The 21,073-nt window shown below is 58.1% G+C and carries 23 protein-coding genes; 17 read left to right on the top strand and 6 right to left on the bottom strand.

The genetic code is table 11. The annotated features are described in order from the left end of the window. Nucleotides 1-93: 93 nt before the first annotated feature. From AC58X1_RS13835 to AC58X1_RS13805, 7 genes are read left to right on the top strand one after another with little or no spacing between them, the layout of a single operon-like run. Complete coding sequence (locus tag AC58X1_RS13835; RefSeq protein ID WP_497428994.1) at nt 94-1,266, top strand: phage tail sheath protein; 1,173 nt, start codon at nt 94-96, stop codon at nt 1,264-1,266. 14 nt (nt 1,267-1,280) lie between these two features. Continuing rightward, a complete protein-coding gene (locus AC58X1_RS13830) occupies nt 1,281-1,796 on the top strand; it encodes a phage major tail tube protein (RefSeq protein WP_497428993.1) in 516 nt (171 codons plus the stop codon). Nucleotides 1,797-1,820: 24 nt separating this feature from the next. Then, nucleotides 1,821-2,120 (top strand): phage tail assembly protein, encoded by a 300-nt coding sequence (locus AC58X1_RS13825; protein WP_497428992.1) that lies wholly within the window; start codon nt 1,821-1,823, stop codon nt 2,118-2,120. Between the two features lie 8 nt (nt 2,121-2,128). After that, entirely contained in the window at nt 2,129-2,251 is a 123-nt protein-coding gene (locus AC58X1_RS13820; protein ID WP_497428991.1) for a GpE family phage tail protein, read from the top strand. Continuing rightward, on the top strand, nt 2,238-5,354 hold the full coding sequence (locus AC58X1_RS13815) for a phage tail tape measure protein (protein ID WP_497428990.1): 3,117 nt from the start codon (nt 2,238-2,240) through the stop codon (nt 5,352-5,354). The genes AC58X1_RS13820 and AC58X1_RS13815 overlap by 14 nt, the downstream gene beginning before the upstream one ends. A 6-nt stretch (nt 5,355-5,360) precedes the next feature. Continuing rightward, nucleotides 5,361-5,801, top strand: coding sequence for a phage tail protein (locus AC58X1_RS13810; protein WP_070415234.1), 441 nt, complete (start codon nt 5,361-5,363; stop codon nt 5,799-5,801). Nucleotides 5,802-5,860: 59 nt separating this feature from the next. Further along, nucleotides 5,861-7,102: a phage late control D family protein gene (locus AC58X1_RS13805; protein WP_497429176.1), complete on the top strand. Its 1,242-nt coding sequence runs from the start codon at nt 5,861-5,863 to the stop codon at nt 7,100-7,102. A gap of 94 nt (nt 7,103-7,196) precedes the next feature. Here AC58X1_RS13805 and AC58X1_RS13800 read toward each other — a convergent pair whose 3' ends face one another. From AC58X1_RS13800 to AC58X1_RS13790, 3 genes are all read right to left on the bottom strand, one after another. Continuing rightward, nucleotides 7,197-8,042: a hypothetical protein gene (locus AC58X1_RS13800; RefSeq protein WP_497428989.1), complete on the bottom strand. Its 846-nt coding sequence runs from the start codon at nt 8,040-8,042 to the stop codon at nt 7,197-7,199. Nucleotides 8,043-8,340: 298 nt separating this feature from the next. Further along, nucleotides 8,341-8,814: a hypothetical protein gene (locus AC58X1_RS13795; RefSeq protein ID WP_497428988.1), complete on the bottom strand. Its 474-nt coding sequence runs from the start codon at nt 8,812-8,814 to the stop codon at nt 8,341-8,343. A gap of 80 nt (nt 8,815-8,894) precedes the next feature. After that, complete coding sequence (locus AC58X1_RS13790; protein ID WP_497428987.1) at nt 8,895-9,218, bottom strand: helix-turn-helix domain-containing protein; 324 nt, start codon at nt 9,216-9,218, stop codon at nt 8,895-8,897. An 85-nt stretch (nt 9,219-9,303) separates the two neighbouring features. Between AC58X1_RS13790 and AC58X1_RS13785 the strand changes: the two genes are divergently transcribed. From AC58X1_RS13785 to AC58X1_RS13745, 9 genes are all read left to right on the top strand, one after another. Further along, nucleotides 9,304-9,504, top strand: coding sequence for a DNA-binding protein (locus AC58X1_RS13785; protein WP_497428986.1), 201 nt, complete (start codon nt 9,304-9,306; stop codon nt 9,502-9,504). A gap of 29 nt (nt 9,505-9,533) precedes the next feature. Continuing rightward, nucleotides 9,534-10,016, top strand: a complete 483-nt coding sequence (locus AC58X1_RS13780) for a YmfL family putative regulatory protein (protein WP_497428985.1) — start codon at nt 9,534-9,536, stop codon at nt 10,014-10,016. Continuing rightward, nucleotides 10,013-10,315, top strand: coding sequence for an Ogr/Delta-like zinc finger protein (locus AC58X1_RS13775; RefSeq protein WP_497428984.1), 303 nt, complete (start codon nt 10,013-10,015; stop codon nt 10,313-10,315). Before AC58X1_RS13780 ends, AC58X1_RS13775 begins: the two co-directional genes overlap by 4 nt. Beyond that, nucleotides 10,312-10,677: a hypothetical protein gene (locus AC58X1_RS13770; protein WP_497428983.1), complete on the top strand. Its 366-nt coding sequence runs from the start codon at nt 10,312-10,314 to the stop codon at nt 10,675-10,677. The genes AC58X1_RS13775 and AC58X1_RS13770 overlap by 4 nt, the downstream gene beginning before the upstream one ends. Nucleotides 10,678-10,757: 80 nt before the next feature. Further along, entirely contained in the window at nt 10,758-11,003 is a 246-nt protein-coding gene (locus AC58X1_RS13765; RefSeq protein ID WP_497428982.1) for a hypothetical protein, read from the top strand. A gap of 11 nt (nt 11,004-11,014) precedes the next feature. Beyond that, nucleotides 11,015-13,813 carry a toprim domain-containing protein gene (locus AC58X1_RS13760; protein WP_497428981.1) on the top strand — a complete coding sequence of 933 codons (2,799 nt, stop codon included), beginning with the start codon at nt 11,015-11,017 and terminating at the stop codon, nt 13,811-13,813. A gap of 13 nt (nt 13,814-13,826) precedes the next feature. After that, nucleotides 13,827-14,120 (top strand): hypothetical protein, encoded by a 294-nt coding sequence (locus AC58X1_RS13755; RefSeq protein WP_497428980.1) that lies wholly within the window; start codon nt 13,827-13,829, stop codon nt 14,118-14,120. A 105-nt stretch (nt 14,121-14,225) separates the two neighbouring features. Next, the gene (locus AC58X1_RS13750) at nt 14,226-14,558 is read left to right on the top strand and encodes a hypothetical protein (RefSeq protein WP_497428979.1); all 333 of its coding nucleotides are present in this window, start codon (nt 14,226-14,228) and stop codon (nt 14,556-14,558) included. A 13-nt stretch (nt 14,559-14,571) separates the two neighbouring features. Continuing rightward, complete coding sequence (locus AC58X1_RS13745; RefSeq protein ID WP_497428978.1) at nt 14,572-14,904, top strand: hypothetical protein; 333 nt, start codon at nt 14,572-14,574, stop codon at nt 14,902-14,904. A gap of 28 nt (nt 14,905-14,932) precedes the next feature. Here the strand turns inward: AC58X1_RS13745 and AC58X1_RS13740 are convergent, their stop codons facing one another. Together AC58X1_RS13740 and AC58X1_RS13735 are read right to left on the bottom strand one after the other, a co-directional pair. Then, entirely contained in the window at nt 14,933-15,850 is a 918-nt protein-coding gene (locus AC58X1_RS13740; RefSeq protein WP_497428977.1) for a tyrosine-type recombinase/integrase, read from the bottom strand. Between the two features lie 385 nt (nt 15,851-16,235). Next, on the bottom strand, nt 16,236-17,183 hold the full coding sequence (locus tag AC58X1_RS13735) for a LysR substrate-binding domain-containing protein (protein WP_497428976.1): 948 nt from the start codon (nt 17,181-17,183) through the stop codon (nt 16,236-16,238). Between the two features lie 107 nt (nt 17,184-17,290). Here AC58X1_RS13735 and AC58X1_RS13730 point away from each other — a divergent pair, with 107 nt between their 5' ends. Beyond that, nucleotides 17,291-18,343: a Gfo/Idh/MocA family protein gene (locus tag AC58X1_RS13730; RefSeq protein ID WP_497428975.1), complete on the top strand. Its 1,053-nt coding sequence runs from the start codon at nt 17,291-17,293 to the stop codon at nt 18,341-18,343. Between the two features lie 119 nt (nt 18,344-18,462). Here AC58X1_RS13730 and AC58X1_RS13725 read toward each other — a convergent pair whose 3' ends face one another. Then, nucleotides 18,463-20,709, bottom strand: a complete 2,247-nt coding sequence (locus AC58X1_RS13725) for a TonB-dependent receptor (protein ID WP_497428974.1) — start codon at nt 20,707-20,709, stop codon at nt 18,463-18,465. Nucleotides 20,710-21,073 lie beyond the last annotated feature (364 nt).

Raw genomic sequence — 21,073 nt, 5'->3', positions numbered from 1 at the left:
TTGTAAGCCGCGCTCTTACAAGCTCATCAGCTCGCTCAAGTCACGCGCGCGCGGCAGCCTGTGTCCTGTCATCCACCTGCACAGGCACTCATCATGGCCGGCGAATACCATCACGGCGTGCGCGTCGTAGAAATCAACGAGGGCACGCGCCCAATCCGTACCGTATCAACCGCGATCGTCGGCATGGTCTGCACCGCAGACGATGCTGACCCTGCCGTATTCCCGCTCGACACCCCCGTCTTGATCACTCGCGTGCAGAGCGCCATCGCGAAGGCAGGCAAAACCGGCACGCTGGCCACCAGCCTGCAAGCGATTGCCGATCAGACCCAGCCTCTCACCGTCGTGGTGCGAGTGGCGACCGGGGCCACCGACGACGAAACCACCAGCAACATCATTGGCACCACCACCGAGAACGGCAAATACACCGGCATGAAGGCGTTGCTGGCAGCCAAAACCCGGCTCAAGGTCACGCCACGAATCCTCGGCGTGCCAGGACTGGACTCGCGGCCGGTGGCCAGCGCACTGGTATCGATCGCGCAGCAACTGCGTGCTTTCGCCTACGTCAGTGCCTCCGGTTGCAAAACCAAGGAAGAAGCAGTGGCGTATCGCGAGAACTTCGGCGCCCGCGAGGTGATGGTCATTTGGCCTGACTTCGAATACTGGAGCACTGAATCCGATGCAACAGCGGTTGCGCCGGCAGTGGCTCGCGCCCTGGGCCTGCGCGCCAAGATCGACCAGGAAACCGGGTGGCACAAAACCATCTCCAACATCCCGGTCAACGGTGTGACCGGGATCAGTGCCGACGTGTTCTGGGACCTGCAAAACCCAGCCACTGACGCCAACTACCTGAACGGCAGTGAAGTCACCACCCTCATCAATGCGGACGGTTTCCGCTTCTGGGGCAGCCGAACCTGCTCCGAGGATCCGCTGTTCGCCTTCGAGAACTACACCCGCACCGCCCAGGTGCTGGCCGACACAATGGCCGAAGCCCATATGTGGGCGATGGACAAGCCGATGCACCCATCGCTGATCCGGGACCTGATCGAAGGTATCAACGCGAAATTCCGCGAGCTGATATCTGGTGGCTATCTGATCGGCGGCGAGGCCTGGTACGACGAAGAGGCGAATACCGCGGCCACCCTCAAGGCCGGCAAGCTGTACATCGATTACGACTACACGCCGGTACCGCCGCTGGAGGATCTCAACTTCCGTCAGCGCATCACTGACCGATACCTGGCGGATTTCGCCACCCGCATCAATAGCTGACGGAGGCCTGCACAATGGCGATGCCACGCAAACTCAAAAACATGAACACGTTCCACGACGGCATCAACTTCGTGGGGGTGACCAAATCAATAACCCTGCCTGTACTGGCTCGGAAGATGGAATCCTACCGAGGGGGCGGCATGAACGGCCCCGTTAAAGCAGACCTGGGCTTTTCTGACGACGGCCTGCAGACCGAGTGGAAGATCGGCGGGATCGACGATCACGTCCTCAAACAGTTCGGTACCACCAGTGCTTCCGGGTTGATGATCCGCTTCGCAGGTTCGTACCAGCGCGACGACTCCAGCCAGGTCAGCGCGGTCGAGGTCGTTGTCCGCGGCCGCCACGAAACCATCGACATGGGCGAAGCCACCCCTGGCGAGGACACCGAGCACACCATCACCACCACCTGCAGCTACTACAAGCTGACCATGGACGGCGTTGTCCTGGTGGAGATCGATCTCCTCAACTTCATCGAAAACGTGAATGGCGTCGACATGCTGGCTGCTCAGCGCCGCGCCATTGGCCTCTAACCTCATTACTCACAGGGAACACCCATGAACACCGATAAAAAAGACAACACCGTCGAGCTGGACACCCCCGTCAAGCGCGGCGAGCAAGTACTCACTGAAATCGAGCTGCGCAAGCCGTCCTCAGGCGAGCTGCGCGGCATCCAACTCGCTGACCTGCTGCAAATGGACGTCGGCGCCCTGATCAAGTTGCTGCCGCGCATTTCCCCGCTCACCGAGGCCGAGGTACGCGCCCTGGATCCAGCCGACCTGGTTGCCTTGGGCGTGAAGGTTACCGGTTTTTTGCTGCAGAAGCGGACGATGACGGACGCCTCCCAGGCTGCGTAGATGACGCCATGGCCGACCTGGCCGTGGTTTTCCACTGGGCGCCGACCGACATGGACCGGCTTGGCGTCCGGGACCTGATGGACTGGCGCGAGCGGGCGCGAGTAAGGAGTAGTGGTAATGGCAGCAAATGATCTACGGCTCAAGGTACTTCTGGACACCGTGGACAAAGCCACCGCTCCGCTGCGCCAGATCAACCAGAGCGGGCAGGATACTGCCCGCGCACTCAAGCAAACCCGCGAGCGCCTCAAGGAGCTGAGCGCTCAGCAAAAGGACGTCAGTGCCTGGCGGCAGCAGCACACCCAGGCCCGTGAAACCGCCAAAGCCCTGGATGAAGCCAGGGCCAAGGTTAAGGACATGGGGCGCGCCATGTCGCAGGTGGACGCCCCTACCAAACAGATGACGGCCGAGTTTCAAGCCGCCATCAGGGCGACCAATGCCCTCAAGCAGCAAACCAAGGACGAACAGGAATCCTTGCGTACCCTTCAGCGGCGTCTCAGTGGCGCCGGCATTGATACTCGCAAGCTCAACCAACATAACGCTGCACTCCGCCAGGAGATGTCGCAGACCAATCATACGATCGAGCAGCAAGAAACCAGGCTCAAACACCTGGCCGCAACGCAGCGTAAGGCAGCCCAGGCCAAGGCTCGCCTGGACAAAACACAGGACCGGGCGGGCAAGATGGCAGGCGCAGGTGCCGCGGGCATTGCAGGCGGCATCGGCGCCGGCATGCTGGGTGCAGCCCTGTTGACGCCGCAGCTGGAGATCGCGCACCAGGGCTCGATGATTGCTGCCCAGTCTGGAGAGTCTCCAGCCCGGGCAGAGCAGTACTCGAGCATCGTCCGCAACATCCGCACCGACGGCCAGAGCACCGACGTGGCTCAGATCGGCGAAGCGATCGCGGCAGCCAAGAGCACGCTGGGTGCCCTGGGCAAAGTGGGCGATAAGGAACTCGACGTTACAGCGCGGCGCGCCCTCGATCTCTCCCAGATCATGGGAATTGACGTGGCCGAGAGCATCCAGATGGTCGGCATCCTCATGAAGAATGGTCTTGCCAGCAGCAGCGAGCAGGCTTTCGATCTGGTCGCAGCGGGGATGCAAAAGGTTTCGACGCAAATGCGGGGTGAGATCCCCGAAATCCTCCACGAGTACTCCACACACTTTCGAGGAATGGGGTTCAGCGGGGAGGAAGCTATGAGCCTGTTGGTCAACATGGCCAAGCAAGGCAAGTTCGCCCTGGATAAAACTGGAGATGCCATCAAAGAGTTCTCCATCCGTGGTTCTGATATGTCCAAAGCCAGCTCAGAGGCCTACGCCTCGATCGGGCTGAATGCCAAGAAAATGTCTTCGGACATCGCCAAGGGCGGCCCGGAAGCCCGCCAGGCGCTGACCAAAACTGCAAATGCCCTGCTCCGCATTAAGAACCCTGCCGAAAGGGCAAACGCTGCCATTGCGCTCTTCGGTACGCCAGTTGAAGACCTTGCCGTCGATCAGATTCCCGAATTTCTGAAAGCCTTGGCCGGCGGTACCGCCAGCTTGGGCGATATCAGCGGGGCTGCAGAGGCAATGGGGAAAACCTTCCGCGACAACCTGGGCGGCGACCTGGACAAGCTGACCGGAACCTGGAGCGCTCTGATCGGATCCCTGGTGGAGGGCGAGCGGGGGCCACTGCGCGAGTTGGTTCAGACGGTGACGGAGATCGTAGGCACAGCGAAGAGTTGGATCGATGCCAACCCTGAGCTCGCGACCGGCATCGCCAAAGGCGCCGCAGCTGTCGCAGTCATGGTTGCCGCTATGGGTGCCCTGACCGTGGGCCTGGCCAGCATCCTCGGTCCATTTGCGCTAGCTCAATATGGCATGTCGCTGTTCGCGCTCAAGGGCGCCGCGATGTTGCCTATGATTGGAAAACTCATTGGCGTGCTCTCTGGCGGCCTGATGGGCGCCATTCGGCTTGTATCCGCCGCTATGTGGACCCTGGCCGCAAATCCGGTGGTGCTGGCCATTGCGGCGGCCGTTGCCGTTATCGCTGGTGCCGCCTTCTTGATCTACAGGAACTGGGACCAGGTCAAGGCTTACTTCGCCACAGCCTGGGCTGAGATCAAGGCCGGATTCAGTGGAGGGGTCGCCGGCATTCTCACTGTGTTAGCAAACTTCAGCCCCATTGGCCTGATTTACCAAGCCTTCTCCGCAGTACTGAATTACCTGGGCGTGGAGATGCCAACCCGGTTCAGTGAGTTCGGCGGAATGCTCATCAGTGGCCTAGTCAGCGGCCTGACCGCGGGTCTCGGGCAGGTAAAGGACACCATCACCAGCCTGGGCGATTCCACCGTCGGCTGGTTCAAGGAAAAGCTGGGCATTCATAGCCCGTCGCGGGTGTTCGCTGAGCTGGGCGGGTTTACCACAGAAGGGCTGGCTATCGGGGTCGAGGCCGGCGCTAGGGCGCCGCTGGAAGCCGTTGCGAGAATGGGCCAGGATCTGACAAAGGCCGGACGGTTTGAGCTCAACGCGGCTGTGCCGCAGATCGAGGCTGGCAAAGACCTAGCCGCCAACTCCAAAGCGCTCAGCACACCATTGCTGCGGACTGAGCGGCAGGACGCCACCTTTGCCGCCTCACAGGCACGAGCTGATCAGCCGAATAGTGTTGAAGTCGCGAGCCTCATCGAGCGCCTGTCGAAGTCCGGCCGGACAGATACCAACGCCGCTGCACCGCAGGCTGTCGCCAGCCATGCTACAGCGGCGGAGATCCTCACCTTGAACAAACAGCTCGCAAGCGCGAGACGTTCGGATCTCCTCTCTGCTGCACCTGGGACTGCAACTGCACCGGGCGACACTGCCGCAATCCTCAGCCTGAGCAGGCAGCTGACCAGCGTGGTACCGCCCGCCATCAAGGTCGACGCACCGCAGATCCCTGCCACGCAGCCAAAGACTGCCGAGGTCCTCAACTTCAGGCAGCTGGCCAGCGTACAGCATCCTGATATTAAGCCGCTGACTCCGCAGCTCAGTGCGAGCAAATCGCTCGCCACGGATACGGCGCCAGGGATCACGCTAGATACCAGACCACCAGTGTCAGCCGCGGCTCCGTCCGTCAACGACAGTCACGATGTCTTCAACATCAACATCCACCCGTCTCCAGGCATGGACCCACAAGCCATCGCCCGGGCCGTCAGTGCCGAGCTGGACCGCCGCGACCGCGAGAAGTCCGCACGGCAGCGAAGCCGCCTTTCTGACCAGGAGTAACTCAAGATGATGCTCGCCCTGGGCATGTTCGTTTTTAGCGTCAACACCCTGGCCTACCAGGAACTCCAGCGGCAAACTGATTGGCGCTACGCCAGTGGTAACCGCGTTGGTGCGCAACCAGCGCGCCAGTTCCTTGGGCGAGGCGATGACCAGATCACCCTGCCCGGGGTGATCCTCCCGGAGCTGGCCGGCGACGTGGTCAGCCTGGATGAATTGCGAGGCATGGCCAACACAGGCCGCAGTTGGCCAATGGTGGACGGATCTGGGCGCATGCGTGGGCTGTACGTCATCGAGAGCCTGAGCGAAACGCAAACTTTGTTCTTCTCCGACGGTATGCCACGACGCATTGAGTTCAGCCTCTCCCTGAAACGCATCGATGCAGGCAGGATCGACCTCACGGAAGGCACTGCAAACCGCAACTCAACGATTCTGAGGGATGTACTGTGATCGGGCTCACTCAGGAAGAACTGCGTGTTGCGGCGCTGGTGCAGGATGCCCGCGACGAGATGCACCGTGATGCACGCCAATCGATCCCGGCATTTCGCTTGACCGTGGCGGGCAAGGACATGGCACGAGTGATCAGCCCGCGATTAATCAGCCTTCAACTCACCGATAACCGCGGCCTGGAGGCCGACCAGTTGAGCATCAGCCTGAGCGACCACGACGGTCTGCTCCAGATCCCGCCCCGGGGCGCGGTGATGCAGCTTTGGCTGGGCTGGAGCGATACGGGCCTGGTGAACAAGGGCACCTACACCGTCGATGAAACAGAGCACAGCGGGTCACCCGATGTACTCAACATTCGCGCTCGATCGGCAGACCTGCGAAACGGTCTGAAGACCAAGCGCGAGCGCAGCTGGGGCAGCACCACTCTGGGCCGAGTATTAACTGATATCGCGGGTGCTAATGATCTCAAGTCCAGCATCGCTGAAGCCGTCGCTGCACGCGCTGTGAAGCATCTGGATCAGGCGAATGAGTCCGATGCCAACATGCTGACCCGCCTGGGCGAGCTGCACGACGCCGTGATCACGGTCAAGGCCGGCTGCCTGGTGTGCCTCCCTGCCGGCGGCGGCAAGAATGCCAAGGGCGCTGCCCTACCCCATGTGACCCTAACCAGGCGCGACGGTGACGGTCATCGTTTCCTACAGGCCGACCGCGACAGTTATGACGGGGTCAAGGCCTACTACTACGACGTAGGCAGCACCAAGAAGCAGGAGGCGATCGCCGGCGGCGGCGACAAGTTGAAAGACTTGCGCCATACCTACAGTGACCGCGAGTCAGCACTCCGGGCAGCTCGATCAGAGTTCAATCGCCTCCAACGCGGCAGCGCGACGCTGAGTTACAACCTGGCCAAAGGCCGCGCAGATCTTATCCCCGAGCTCACATACAGCCTGCACGGGGTTAAAGACGAGATCAATGCAATTGTTTGGTATGGCGGCAACGTGCAGCACAGCCTCACCGCCGACGCAGGCTTCACCACCAGCCTGGAGCTGGAGAGTAAGTTGCCCGAGGACTCAATTGAAACGCTTTACGAGAAATCGCAGGGGGGCAATCACACGGGTGTTGTGGCGTACTATCGCAACAAGGACACCTTCAAGGAGGTCGCTGTAATAGTTGGTAATACAACACGACAAAAAGTAATTAGGCGTGTCTTTGATAACAAGCAATCCGCCCAAAAGGCTGCCTATCAAGAGCTACAGTTACTACTTAAGGCGTTTCAGGGTACGGAGCTGCCAAGCATAAATACTTAGCAGCTCAAGGCCAAGGCTAACCATTAAATATTAAATACATGAAAACACAGCCTTAACAGCAGCTGACAAGGTAAGCAATAGCCTGCCCCTGCATCTATGAATAAAATAATCTATTAGAAAAATCGCCAAGAGTGCTAGTTAGTTTATCTTTCGACAGAGGCACATCACATTCATTCAACTCATAAATGCCGACAAGATTTTTAAATACACGAAGTAGGTCTACCACGTCCTGAGCGGCAGAGCCCACCGAGGAAATCAAATCGTCCCTTTCCGGAATCTGACAGGACAAGAACCTTCCATTATCTTTCTGATAACTCAACTTTTTCGATGCCTCATAATTCAGCCCGAACGTTTGAAGCAAATATCTTAGTGAATTAAAAAAAATTTCAAACTGAAAATCTTCTGAGTCCTTTTCAACTTCATCAATTATAACCCTAACCCTTTCCTCAACTTTCTCCATGAACTCAACACTATGTTCGCCCGCCCACTCAAAGTTTCCGATCGCGGCTTTAGGAAAGAGCTGACCATATAGCGAGTCGACTAAAATAAAGATCTTACCCCCGGTAAAAGATCCCAATCTTGAACAATATCCGTCAATGCTTTTATCAAAAGCCTCCCGATGCTTAATAAAATTCCCGAACCTGTTATTTATAAGCGCCTCACGAAACTGCCCTGAAGTTATTCCTATCTGAATCGCTGCCTCCATAGATCTATGAACTGCCGCCACCATTGCCACCAAAGGAAGTGACAATCCAGCAATCGCTATTGGAAACTTGTAAATTGTAAAAAAAGATTGAACACACTCTGACCTTAAACATAAAACCATGACTGGCTCAGCAGAGTAAACACCTAACCCAAGTAAAAAACCAACCACAACTGGAACACCCAGCGCAATCCAAAAAAGCAAAGTCTTAGCTAAATGCTTATGTTTAACTTCCATGACTCACCCTTCACAATAAAACAGCCAAAACAATCAAACTAGGCGGCCAAACCGCACTATCATTGACCCTGCTTTTCAAACGCTTCAAGAATCATCCTTACATGACGACGCCGTTCCGGACTGATACGCCAGAATAGCCAAACAACACAAATTAGTTCCTTAAAATATTGATAGTAGCGACCCAGCATATAAACTCCATTTCGAGCGCTCGGCACCACCATGGCACCGTACTAAACGCTCTGGAGTCGCCTATTCTCAGCATGAATCGCCGTGCCACCAGCCCCTTGATAGCAAAGTGTCACTGTTTTTCCGTTGCAAACTGCTCCACGAAGCCAGCACGCGACGCCTTGTTGTCGTATGGCTGGATGAAGCTCTCTCGCCAGTTGGTCGGATTCGCCGCCAGCTCGGACAAGTCGATCTCGTAGTACTTCTCCAACTGTGCCCTGGTCACATCAAGCGTCTGCGTTTTGCCGTCCCTCGGGAGGGTGATTTTGAGACGTTCCAGGTCCGGCACTTCTCTGAAAATCCGAACCGATTCGACAGCAAGGATCTTGTTTGCCTTGTCGCCTGACTCGTAATAACCAGGCGAGCGCGCGGGAACCTTCATCAAGACGCTGCCAACCTTGCCCGCCTCGCTCACCGAGTCGATCGCCGCCGACGACAACACACGCGCCACCTTGTCGCTGAACTCATTTGCACAAGCATTCCCTATCGACAGCGCAACCAGCAGCGCACAAGCGCCGCGAACTACAGCACGTCCGAAACCATTCATTCCTTGGATTCCATGTCGTCGCAGCCGCCGGACTGCGATTGCCTGAGAAGCGAGGGCCGGCGCCCACCGATCCTGCTGAGTTACTTATGGAATGTCGCCAGCGCTTCACTTACGGAGTTGATAGTGTTCCGTGCCTCGGTTGTCATGAGGCGGTACCGCTCAACTAGCTGCGCTTCTTCGGAGGAAAGGGTCCCCAGCGCCTGAGGCTTGCGCTCTCCGGTGACAACGTAGAGAACGTCCAACCCTTTCTCTGCCACCGCTGCGAGGTAGCCCGCATCCGGGCTCCTTTCGCCCTTCTCATAGTTGATTTGCGTGGTTTTCCCCACGCCACCTACACCTGCTAGGTCAGTCTGGCTAAAGCCCATACGCAACCTTTCTTCCTTCAGCCGTTCGCCGATGGCCATTTTTTTAAACCTTAGGTATTGACTGGTCCAAATTATTGAACCATCATCACCGCTACATGAACACGGTTGAACACGGATGAACACTATGCCCGCCCCCCTAACGCTGGATCAAGCACGCGAGAAGCTCGATCGAGCCGGCATCTCCATCGCCCAGTTCAGTCGCAAGCACAACCTCAATAAAAACCTGGTCAGTGACCTGCTCAATGGTCGTAAGAAAGGCCGATTTGGCGAAGCGCATCGGGCAGCAGTGCTACTCGGTATCAAGCTCGGCGAAATCGAAAAATAGCCATCCTGGCCCAAGGAAGAAACCAGAACATGAAGACCACCGTTCTAGAAAGCTTGCGCCAGGTTGTCAGCGCCGTTGTCTGTGCTTATCCAGGCGGCCGGGAGTGCGCGGCTGCGCGCCTTGGCTATCAGCTGAAACAGTTCGACAACCGCGTCTACGAGAACGCCGGCAGCCGCCCACTGAGCTACGACCAGATCCATCAGTTGGAGCAGGAAGTCGGCACCACCTACTTGCCCGAGTTCGTCGCCCGTCTGTACGGCGGTATGTTCGTGCCTCTGACCAAAGCAGAGGAATTGGACAACGTGGAGCTGTTTCGTCGTTCGTTGAAAACCGACGCGAAGCTGGGGCACATCGACCAGCTCATCGCATCCTCAATTGAGGACGGCGTCATAGACGCATGTGAGGCACTGGCCATTATCCAGGCACTCACCCGTTATTTCGCGGCGCGCACGGCAGAGGTAGCAGCAACCCTTCAGCTTTACGGCGCAGCAAGTGCCAGGGGGATGAAGTGAGCAGCGCCTACAAGCTCGTATGTCCCCACTGCAGCAGCAAGATGCGTATCCGCACAAGCGAAGGTACTCACATTTTCCTGCGGATCGCCTACCTGCAGTGCATGAACGAGGCCTGCGGCTTTGCTGTACGCGCTGAGTTTGAAATGACCCACGAAATGAGCCCCAGCGGCATGCCGAACCCATCAGTGCGTCTGCCTGTGGCGCCGATCGCCCTACGACGCCAAGCCATGAAGTCCGCTGCTGCGGATAACCACCCCGACTTGCTGGACCAGCTCGACACGGAGGAAGCACACGCATGAACGCCGTTCCCCTGATCAACCACGAAACTGATTACCGAGCTGCCATGCAGCAAGCTGCTGTTGCCTACCTGTTCCGACGTGAGGGCATGCACCTCTCGGGTGACGACCAGGTCATGCGGATCTGCAGCCAATACCTTATCCACTCGCTGGAAGTCCCTGGGCACCTGGTGGCACGGATTACTGAGCTGGCCGTTGCTGAATTCGAGAGCAAGACCACCAAGCGCTTGCAAATGCTCGGTGTTTCGGCCTTGAGCGGGATCTTTCGACCGTCCTTGATTGTGCTCGACACGATCACGCAGCAGCGCCACCAAGTACCCGCCCGCCACTTACCGCGGCGGATGGTTCAAACACGCGACATCTGAAACACCCCCCCCGAATTAACCCCTTCCCGATGCCCCGTACTGCGTGGGTAAGGGGAAACTGCATTCAACTGGTGGCCGTAATGAGCAACATCACCATCCAACTCACTCTGGACGAGCAGCAGGCCAAGCAATACCTGCAATGGCTCGCTGGCCAATACACCCACGCCATGACGGAGGTCTGGTACTGCGATAGGTATCGCAACGTCCCGGCCGGTCAGCGAGGCCGCAAGGTGCTCGAGGACCTGCCCCACCTGCGTGGGATCAGCCGCACGCACAAAGCGCTGGAAGCACAGTTGAAAGCCGCATCATCGGAGCGTGTGCGGTGATTCGAGAGGCTATGGAGCAGAAGCTCCGATCGGACGTTTTACATCGCCTAGAAACCGACTTCGGCCTGCAGCACATGGCCGGCACCAGCTACATGCGCAAGGGCACGTGCCCCCAGTGCAGCCAGAAACGCCTGTTCTCACGACACGACAATCCCTGGTTCATTCGCTGCGGGCGTGAGGAAAAGTGCCGTTATATGGCACCGACCAAAGAGATCTATCCGGACCTGTTCGACGACTGGAGCAAGCGCGCACCTGCAACTGATAAAGAGCCGGCAGCAAGCGCCCTCGCTTACCTATCGTTTGCCCGCGGCTTCAACCTTAGCCTGATCAATGGCTGGTTTACCCAAGAGAACTACTTCGACCGCGAGCTGGGCATCGGTTCAGCCACCGTACGTTTCCCACTCGAGCACGGGGGCTACTGGGAGCGCCTGATCGACCAACCGGCGCGATTCGGCAAGAAGAAAGCACGCTTCCAGCCTGGTAAGAGCTACAAAGGTCACTGGTGGTGCCCGCCCTGCATTGATCTGCAGGAAGTGAACGAGCTGTGGATTGTCGAGGGCATCTTCGACGCCATCGCTTTGTTGCACAACGGCATCGCGGCTGTAGCTGCGCTTTCATCGAACGCCTACCCCGAGGAGTCGCTCAAGGCGCTCATCACTGCCTGCGAGGGAGAAACACCCAAGCTGATCTGGGCGCTCGACAACGAACCAGGTGCACACAAATACACCAAGGCCTGGGTCAAGCAAGCCAGAGCCCTGGGGTTCACCTGCGAGGCAGCGCAGATTCCCCAGCCGGACGCACGCAAGGTCGACTGGAACGATCTGCATCAGCGTTGGGCGTTCCTGGACGACGACGAAGTCCAGGCGGATCGAATCAAGACCGACCTGGACGAGGCGAAGCACCACGGTGCGCTGCTGATCGCAGAGAGCGCGGTGGAAAAGGCACTGCTGCTGTACCAGTGGCGCGAGCGCGAGGAATTCCACTTTGGGTACGACTCCCGCCTCTACTGGTGGCGCCTCGACATATCCAAGTTCAACAGCGCCATGCAGGCCTTGGACTCGAGCGAGACCCAGGAAGATCAGCAACTCAACGACAAAGCCCGCCGCGCCAAAGCGCTGCGCATGTCCGGCTGCGTGGTGGAGATCGCGAACTGCTACCCGAAAGCCCTGTACTACCAGCGAAATGAGATCACTGACGAGTCTTGGTATTTCTTCCGCGTCGACTTCCCACACGACGGCGCCGCCGTGAAGAACACCTTCACCGGTAGCCAGGTGGCCACCGCAAGCGAATTCAAAAAAAGACTTCTCGGCATGGGTGCCGGAGCCGTGTTCACCGGCAGTGGACAGCAATTGGACAAGATCATGAAAGATCAGCTTTTCGGCATTAAAACCGTACAGACCATCGACTATCTTGGCTACAGCCGCGAATACGGCTGCTATGTCTTCAACGACGTCGCGGTGCGTGACGGACAGATCGTAGGCGTCAACGAGGAGGAGTTCTTCGAGATGGGCAAGCTCAAGCTCAAGAGCTTGCAGAAAGGCGTCAAAATGGCGCTGCAGCGAGACGAGAAGCGCTACAACGCGGAGTGGCTCGATCTGCTGTGGAAGTGCTTCGCCGCCCAAGGCATCGTCGCCCTAAACTTCTGGTTTGGTTCACTGTTCGCGGAGCAGATCCGGTCCCGCTACCAGTCTTACCCATTCCTGGAGGCCACCGGCGAAGCCGGCGCCGGCAAAACCACGCTGCTCACGCTGCTGTGGAAGCTGTTCGGCCGTGAAGGCTATGAGGGCTTCGACCCGGCGAAGTCCACAAAGGCAGGCCGCAGCCGACTGATGGGGCAAGTATCCGGCATGCCGGTAGTCCTGCTGGAGTCCGATCGCAGCGGCGACGACAAGACCCATGCAAAGACCTTCGAATGGGACGAACTTAAGGACTACTTCGGCGGCGGCACACTTGCCACCAAAGGCGTTAAAACTGCCGGCAACGAAACCTACGAGCCGCCCTTCCGTGGCACGATCGCGATCAGCCAGAACGCCCCGGTAGTAGCGTCCGAAGCAATCATGACCCGCATCGTGAAACTGCACTTCGTGCGTCCGCAGGTCACGCTGGAGAGTCGTGCAGCTGCCGACCGACTGAACGGGCTGGACGGCACCCTGCTCAGTAACTTTCTGCTGCAGGCTGTGCGCAAAGAATCGGAAGTCCTTGAGCTGTTTGCGGAGCGGCTCCCTGTGTATGAGGCAAAGCTACGGGCGCTGCACTCACACTGCTTCGCTTGCCAGACTCCGTTCCAGGGCGAAGACAGCCACTGTCACCACTGCGGCAACAAGATCAGCGGCTACATTCGCGTCGAGCGGATCATCTACAACCACGCCCAAATGCTCGCCCTTCTCGACTGCCTACGCCTGGTGGTGCCACTCAACGACGATCAGATCAGCCATACCCGCACCCAGCTGGTGAAGATGGCGATCGAACGGCAGGCGTCGATCAGCTCGGACCACCCTGTGGTCGCAGAATTTTGGGAGGTCTACGACTACCTGCAAGGCCTCGACGCAGACGGCCCGGTGGTCAACCACAGCAAGAAAGACAACCTGATCGCTATCAACCTCAACGACTTCGTTAAATGCGCCGCGGAGCATCGCCAGAAGCTTGCTGACATCAACGAGCTCCGCGATCGGCTCAAGGGTTCCCGCTCCCACAAACTCATCGAGGTCAATAAAGCCGTCGATAGCGCCGTGCGCGCCCACCAGGCCAAAACCAGCAACTACACCATCACCAAACAACCCATCGTCAAGTGCTGGATGTTCCAGGCCTGAGCAAGGAGTCGTTATGCAAATTCGTGTGCTAATAGGAAACGCCAGCTCTTGCGGCCGCAGCCAGCTGCAGCAGGAGCAAGACCGGCTGGTGCAAGCCGGCCACAACTACCCCGTCATCAACGCCGGCGCATATGCTGAGGACGGCTTGCTGACGATCTTGGAAGTCCGGTGGAACGGTGGCCAGCGCGAGATCCTGGTTGATGACTGCACCAGGGCCCAGATCCACAAAGTGCTGGCATGGCAGTCAGCGGTAGAGGACGACGCCCAATTCGACGACCTAGTCGTACACCTGGCCCGCCGGAACTGATTTGAGAACGAAGTGGCGCCAAGAAGTTGCAGCTCCCTGGCACCAGCCAACTCAAGGAGAACCACATGCAGAAACCCCCGAACCGGCACAAAGAAGGCTAACACAATGCGTTTCGACACCCTGGTAATCCGTGGTGCCTCGGGCAAAACGTTCCCGCAGGAAGTGGATGGCGGCGACGAACACAGCAGGGGCGCCAATATGCACGTTAACCAAACAGCAACCCACGACCTGGTCATCAGCGTTCGCCTCAGCGCCGGCACTTACACCGCCCGGGCGCGCGGCGAGAAGGCTACAGCCAGCAGCACCATCAGCGCCGATGCAGCTGCACGCGCTTTGGCCAACAAGCTTGGCGCACAGGTAGCACAGCGGGATCTGTTCGCAGCCAACCGCAGCAGCACCGAGCCACACGTTCAATTCACCGCCCAGCGCGGCAACTGATGGAATAATCGCAATGAGTAATGTGCATGCCCCCTCGACCGAAAAGCTGATGCTGGAGAACGCGGCTCTCATCAGCACGCTGAACGAACTGATCACTCAGCTGAAGCGACCGCAGGTTTCAATCCATGACCAACTGTGGACAACACAGGACATTGCTGACTATCTCAAGTTGGCCCAGTACACAGTTGAACGCCGTGTCGTGGTGCAGGACACCTTTCCGGAGAGCATGCAGCCGTGCGCTACCGGAGAGCGGGCATCCAAACGTTGGTTTGCTGGGGAAGTGATCACCTGGAGCAGACAAAATAAAGCAAGGCTCCCAGAACCACGCGCAAGAAGACGTGCGTAAAGCTTAAGCCTGCCTCGTGCAGGCTTTTTCAGTCCAGACGCAGTGCCATTTCTGAAGCAGTCGCGTTGTAATAGATCATCAACGAACGGGGGTCTTTGTGGCCGGTGATACGGGCAAGGTCTAGGACGTCGACTTTCCTTGCCAGTCGCGTAATAGCCTCATGCCGAGTGTCATGGAATGTGAGTCCCACAATCGCTACATCGTCTCGCACTTTCCTGAACATTGCATCGGCCGACGCAGATGTCAGCCTGAACAGTTTTTCAGCACCTTTCTTCTCTCCCAGTAGTATCCCTATCAGTGCAACGGCCCGCTTGCTCAGAGGGACATTCCGGCTAGATCCGTTCTTAGTCATTGGGAGGTGCACGAAGCGCTGCTTAAGATTCACAGCCTTGGCGGTAATGCCGAGAATTTCGCCTTGCCTCATTGCTGTTTCCAGGGCGATGAGAAATGCCATGGCCAGTTCCTGGTGAAGTGTCACAGGGGCATCAGCTTCCACGTAGCCAAGCCGATTGAGCAAAGCCGTTTCTTCCGCTGGGTCGATACGGCGATCTCTCGGCGGATTGTTCAGGGGACGCTTCACATCTCGCACAGGGTTGACCACGCATGCGCGCCATTCCCGACGAGAAATCTCGAACACTGACGACAGCAACGTCATCTCACGGCGAACGGTGGGACTCGCAACTACTCGAAGCCTCGCGTCACGCCACTTGGCCACCTGGTCACTAGTGATGTCCGACAGGAATTCCCCTACCCATTCAAGTTCTGCATCAAACTTGTCCAGGCGAAGCTCTTCCCATTTCTTGCCAGCCTTGGTGGGGGTTACGTCGCGTTTATAGCGGCGTAGCGCTTCAGATACGGTCATTTCCACCGAACTCTTAGGTCCGCCGGCAGATGCCAATATCTCAGCCTCGCGGGTGGTGGCCCATGCAATTGCTGCGGCCTTCATTGCGAAGGTCTTAGTTTCCCGCACTCCCAATCTAGCCACCTCGGCTCGCCATCCACCGCTACGCTTCCGAAAAGATGCCATTCCTTACCTCTGTCCTTGCTGGCGTAAAAGTGGCGTAAAGGCTACCACGCCCACGCAATCAATCGCCGTGCTCTGCACTGAGACGACTAGAGAAAACCCTGCGTAATCAGTGCTTTGAAGCCATACGCCAGCTAAAGCACTTTCCTGCCAGCAATCCACAGTTGCCCCCTCGGGGCACCAAACGCAACACATAGACGCCTTACCAGCGTCTACGCAACATCCCAAAAGCCCGCTGATTGCGGGCTTTTTAGTTTCTACAGTTTGAACGTTTTCTCCAGCAAAGCAGTGCTCTTTGATGTGCTGCTCAGTCAGTTATGCCCTCAAGCGCATAAGCACCAGCCGTCAACTGCTCAGTCAGAAACTCAAGGCACACTTTGATTCTTTCCGACTGCGAAGCACGGACCGTGGTGACCGCGGAAATATCCGCAACCTGATGCCAAGCAGGCAGCAGTCGCATGAGCTTGCCCTGCGCGAAACTGGGGGCGACGTCCCATGTGGAGGCCATGATGATGCCCAGCCCCTCATGCGCCCACTCGCGCACGATGTCGCTGTTGTTCGATGCCATAGGCCCGGTCACCTTGACGGTCTCCATGCCACCTGGCCCCTCTAGACGCCACAAACCAAAGCTACTGTCCCTGTCGCGCAGCAACAGGCACTCGTGCTGTGCCAGATCAGCCAGCGAAGCGGGATGGCCTCGCTCCGCGACATAGCTCGGGGCGGCGCACAGAATCCTCTGGCTGCTGGCGATCTTGTGGGCAATCAGATGCTGCTCGGTCACCTCCCCTACTCGAATATCGATGTCGAACTGTTCACCGATCAGGTCCGTGCGCCTGTCCATCAACTCGATCCAGACCTCAAGTCTTGGGTAGCGCTTGCGCAGCAGGCCGAGAATGGGCGCCACGTGGAAACGGCCCAGTCGTTGACTGGTGCTGATCCGCAGCAGGCCTCTGGGCTCTACCCGGTCTCCATGGGACGTTTCCAGCATGCCGTGGACGTTTTCCAGAATCTGTTTGGCCCAGACCAGCATCGCCTCGCCTTCACGGGTGATGGTGACGCGGCGCGTCGTGCGGTTGAACAGCTTGCAGTTGAGGCTTTGCTCAAGTGTCGCGATGCGCTTGCTGACGTGCGCTGGCGAGATCCCCAACTCAGCCCCTGCACTGACGAAGCTAGAACAGCGGGCGATCGCAGTGAAGAGCAAAAGGTCACGCAGGAATGGGTCATTGTTCAGTAATTGAGAATTCTGATATTTCATCTGAGCCAATTATGACCTTCGCCGGCGATAGTAGGCTGGATCCTAACAGCACCTGATGAGCCAGCGCTGCTCCTCAGGAACACAAAAACAACTGTGAAGATCAAATCATGTCCAGAATCAGAATTGCAGTGGCCGGCGTCGGCATGATCGGTCGCCGCCATATCGAACTTGTACAAGCGAGCCTGTCTTGTGAACTGGTTGCCGTTGTTGATCCGGTAACGATCCCGGACGATTACCTGACCGCTCTGGGCGTTCCTCAATATGCAGATCTGGCGGCCTTGTTCGACAACGTCAAACCGGACGGCGTTATCCTTGCCACGCCCAATGCGCTGCATGTTGCGCAGGCGTTGCAATGCGTCGAGGCAGGCGTTGCCGCCTTGATCGAAAAACCCGTCGCCCACAGCGTTGAAGAAGGTAAGCGTCTGCTCGCTGCGGCAACCGCAAAGGGTGCGCGTCTGCTGGTCGGGCACCATCGAGCACATAGCCCTGTGCTGGCCAAGGCACGGGAGATCATCGGCGAAGGCGTGCTCGGCGACATTGTTGCCGTGCAGGGCAGCGCGCTGTTCTACAAGCCGGATGACTACTTCGATGCGGCCGTGTGGCGGCGCCAGGAAGGTGGCGGCCCGATCCTGATCAACATGATTCACGAGATCGGCAACTTGCGCTCGCTGTGCGGAGAGATCGTTGCCGTCCAGGCCATGCAGTCGAGTGCCGCGCGCAACTTTCCGGTCGAAGACACGGTGTGTATCGGCCTGCGCTTTGCCAACGGAGCCCTGGGCTCGTTTCTGCTGTCGGACTCTGCGGGGTGTGCCCGCAGTTGGGAGCAGACGTCCCAGGAGAATGCGAGCTACGCCGCTTACGCCGATGAAGACTGCTATGTAATCAGCGGCAAGAACGGGTCACTTGCAGTGCCCACAATGCGCCTCAAATACTATGCCCGCGCTGAGGACCGATCCTGGTTCAAACCTTTCCAGACGGCGACCGCTGATGTTGAACGTCGAGATCCTCTGGAGCTCCAGCTCGAGCACTTCTGCCGGGTCATCCAAGGGTTTGAAGCGCCGCTGGTCACGGTGCGCGATGGCCTCAGAAATCTGATCATCACTGAGGCCATTGCCGAAGCGGCGAAATCTGGAGCGGTCGTCAGCACAGCCCCTGTCTGATCGACTAGAACTGCCTCTCAAGCTTTAGGTGGATATTTCTCTTTGCGGGTACTACCAGAGCGAGGCCTGTTTGCAGCATGACAACCCGGCTGTACAAAACTCCAGGCAGGATCAAATCATCAGAAATCTACCGACGCACTGACCGAAAACGTGCGCGGGGCGCCCAGCACCAGGTAGTTCGAGCCGGGGTAGCCGCCAGTTGAAGCCCAATAGTTACGGCCCGCAACGTTATCCAGCCGCGCGCGCAAGGTTACATCCTTGTCATCGACTTTAAAGCCGTACCGCGCGCCCAGATCAAACCTGGTCCAGGAGGGGATCTCGAGGCTGTTGGCGTTGTTTACGTATTGACTACTGGTGTAGACAACGCGACTGGTCAGGGTCAGGCCGTCGACGCCGGGCACATCCCATTCGCCGCCGATGTTTGCTTGCACCTTAGGCACGCCGATCGGCTCGTTGCCGTCGTTTTCACCGTTTTGAGTCTTGCTCAGTTCTGCGTCAAGCAGTGTTACCCCACCGAGCAGGCGCACGCGTTGAATTGGTGTGCCAAACAGCGACAGTTCGATGCCGCGGTTACGTTGTTCGCCGCCATCCTTGAATACCTGATTCTCGACAATACCTACAGGCTTGCGCGTTTCGAACACTGCGAGGCTACCGCCCAGAGCACCGCCATCGTATTTCACGCCGAACTCGGTCTGTTTGGCGACATACGGTGCGAGTGACTGACCAGCATTTAGAACAGGCGCGCTGGAGCCGTCAGGCAGGGTTGTGGTGGCGCTGGCCGTATCACCTTTGGTCAGCCCTTCGATGTAATTGGCATATACCGAGAACTGCTCGTTCAGTTGGTATACAGCACCCGCAACAGGTGTGGTCTCATAGCGGTTGTATTTCGACGTCTTGTCGCCACTGTTGTAGTCATAACCGGTCACATCCATGCCCTGACGACGAGCACCGACCGTCAGCAGCAGTTGATCATCAAAGAAGCCAAGCGTGTCGGCGATTGCGAGACTTTGCGTGTGCGTGCGGGCAGTGATGTGCGGATCGGACATGGAACCGCTGAAGCTCACATTGTCCGGTTTAGCAAAATCTGCGGGATCATACAGGTCACCGGCGAAGCCGCCGAAGTTACCCGCCCACGCGTTTCGATCCTTGCTGTCGAACATCGCACCCGACACCACCCACTGGTGCGACACCGGGCCGGTCTGCAGGTTGAAGCGCATCCCGACTTCGCCGGTAGTGATGGTTTCTTCGCGATAGTTGTCGAAACGATTGGCTCGGGTTACGCCTGCGGCATTGGAAGAGGGGTTGGCGAGCACGTTCTTCTCTTCGCCTTTGCGCATGCCGATCGCTGCCCACGTGGTGACAGCGTCGCTCAGGTCGTACTCCGCGCGAAAGGTGCCGAACGTCTGCTTCTCTTTCGAATAGGTCCACGACTGCCCGTAGTTCTTGTCTGCATCGGGCGGGCTCGGCACTCTGCCCGTCGGCGTGACGCTGGGTAATGGGTTGTCGATGAAGTGATATTGATGGCCGACATCTGCGGACAAACGCAAGCGCTCGCCTTGATAGTCCAGGCCCAAGGCGAACATGTCCAGGCTACGGTCCTGGTCTTCTACCGCAGTCTCGCCTCCGCGCTTGGCCACATTGACGCGCACGCCGAAGCGATCCTCTTCGCCAAAGCGTCGTGCCAGATCCGCGGCGGCGGTACCAAAGCCATTGTGCTCGGCACCTACAGTCAAACGGGTCAGCGCCTCGTTGGGGGCGCGCTTGGGCAGGATATTGATCGCACCGCCGATCCCGGTACCGCCCGGCGCCGCACCGTTGAGGAAGGCGTTGGCGCCGCGGAAAACCTCCACCCGCTCGATAAATTCGGCAGCCACATACTGGCGTGGCAGTAACCCATACAAGCCGTTGTAAGCAATGTCATCGGAATACAGAGGGAAGCCGCGCATTACATAGAGTTCCTGGAAATTTCCAAAACCACGGGCAATGCGCACCGACGGGTCGTTCTGAAGGATATCGGCGACACTTTGTGCCTGTTGATCCCGAATCAGCTGATTGGTGTAGGACGTCGAGGTGAATGGCGTGCTCATGTAATCCTTGTTGCCCAGGATACCCACGCGCCCACCGCGGGCCACCTGACCACCCTCATATTCAGGCACCAAGCCTTCTCGCGAGGCATCGGCGCTTGCCGAGATCGCAGTTTCCTCCAACTCCAGAACGACGCCCGGGCTATCGCTTGCGCTAGCCGGTTGCTGGTTCTCCAGCGCCGTTTCTGCCAAGGCGAACGGTGTTGAGATACTCGCGACCAGCCCGATCGGCAGCCACACGGAATTAAACGCATTTTTGCGGGGGACGTTAGGGATAAGCATAAGCAGACCTGCTGGGCGTGATGGAATAGGTTCGATCACGCACTCTAGCAAATACGAATCATTATCTGTAGTGTTTTGATTTTATAGTTTGACATCGCCGTAGGAACGGCCTTGCTGCGGCGCCGGAGCGGCGGATGGGGTGAAAATGTCGGTGATCGTGGCGGGGGCAGATATTTGGGGCCGCGTTGAATTGACGTTGCGCGGTCGTCGTAGGAGCGGCCTTATGTCGCGAAAGGGCTGCGCAGCAGCCCCAAATTCCCAGATCCGGAAAAGACAAAACCCCTACCTGCTCGCGCAGATAGGGGTTTTGCGAAATGAATCTTGACGATGACCTACTCTCACATGGGGAGACCCCACACTACCA

This window comes from Pseudomonas sp. PGPR N4 (genome assembly GCF_059693665.1).
This window is presented reverse-complemented; position numbering and strand designations above follow the sequence as displayed.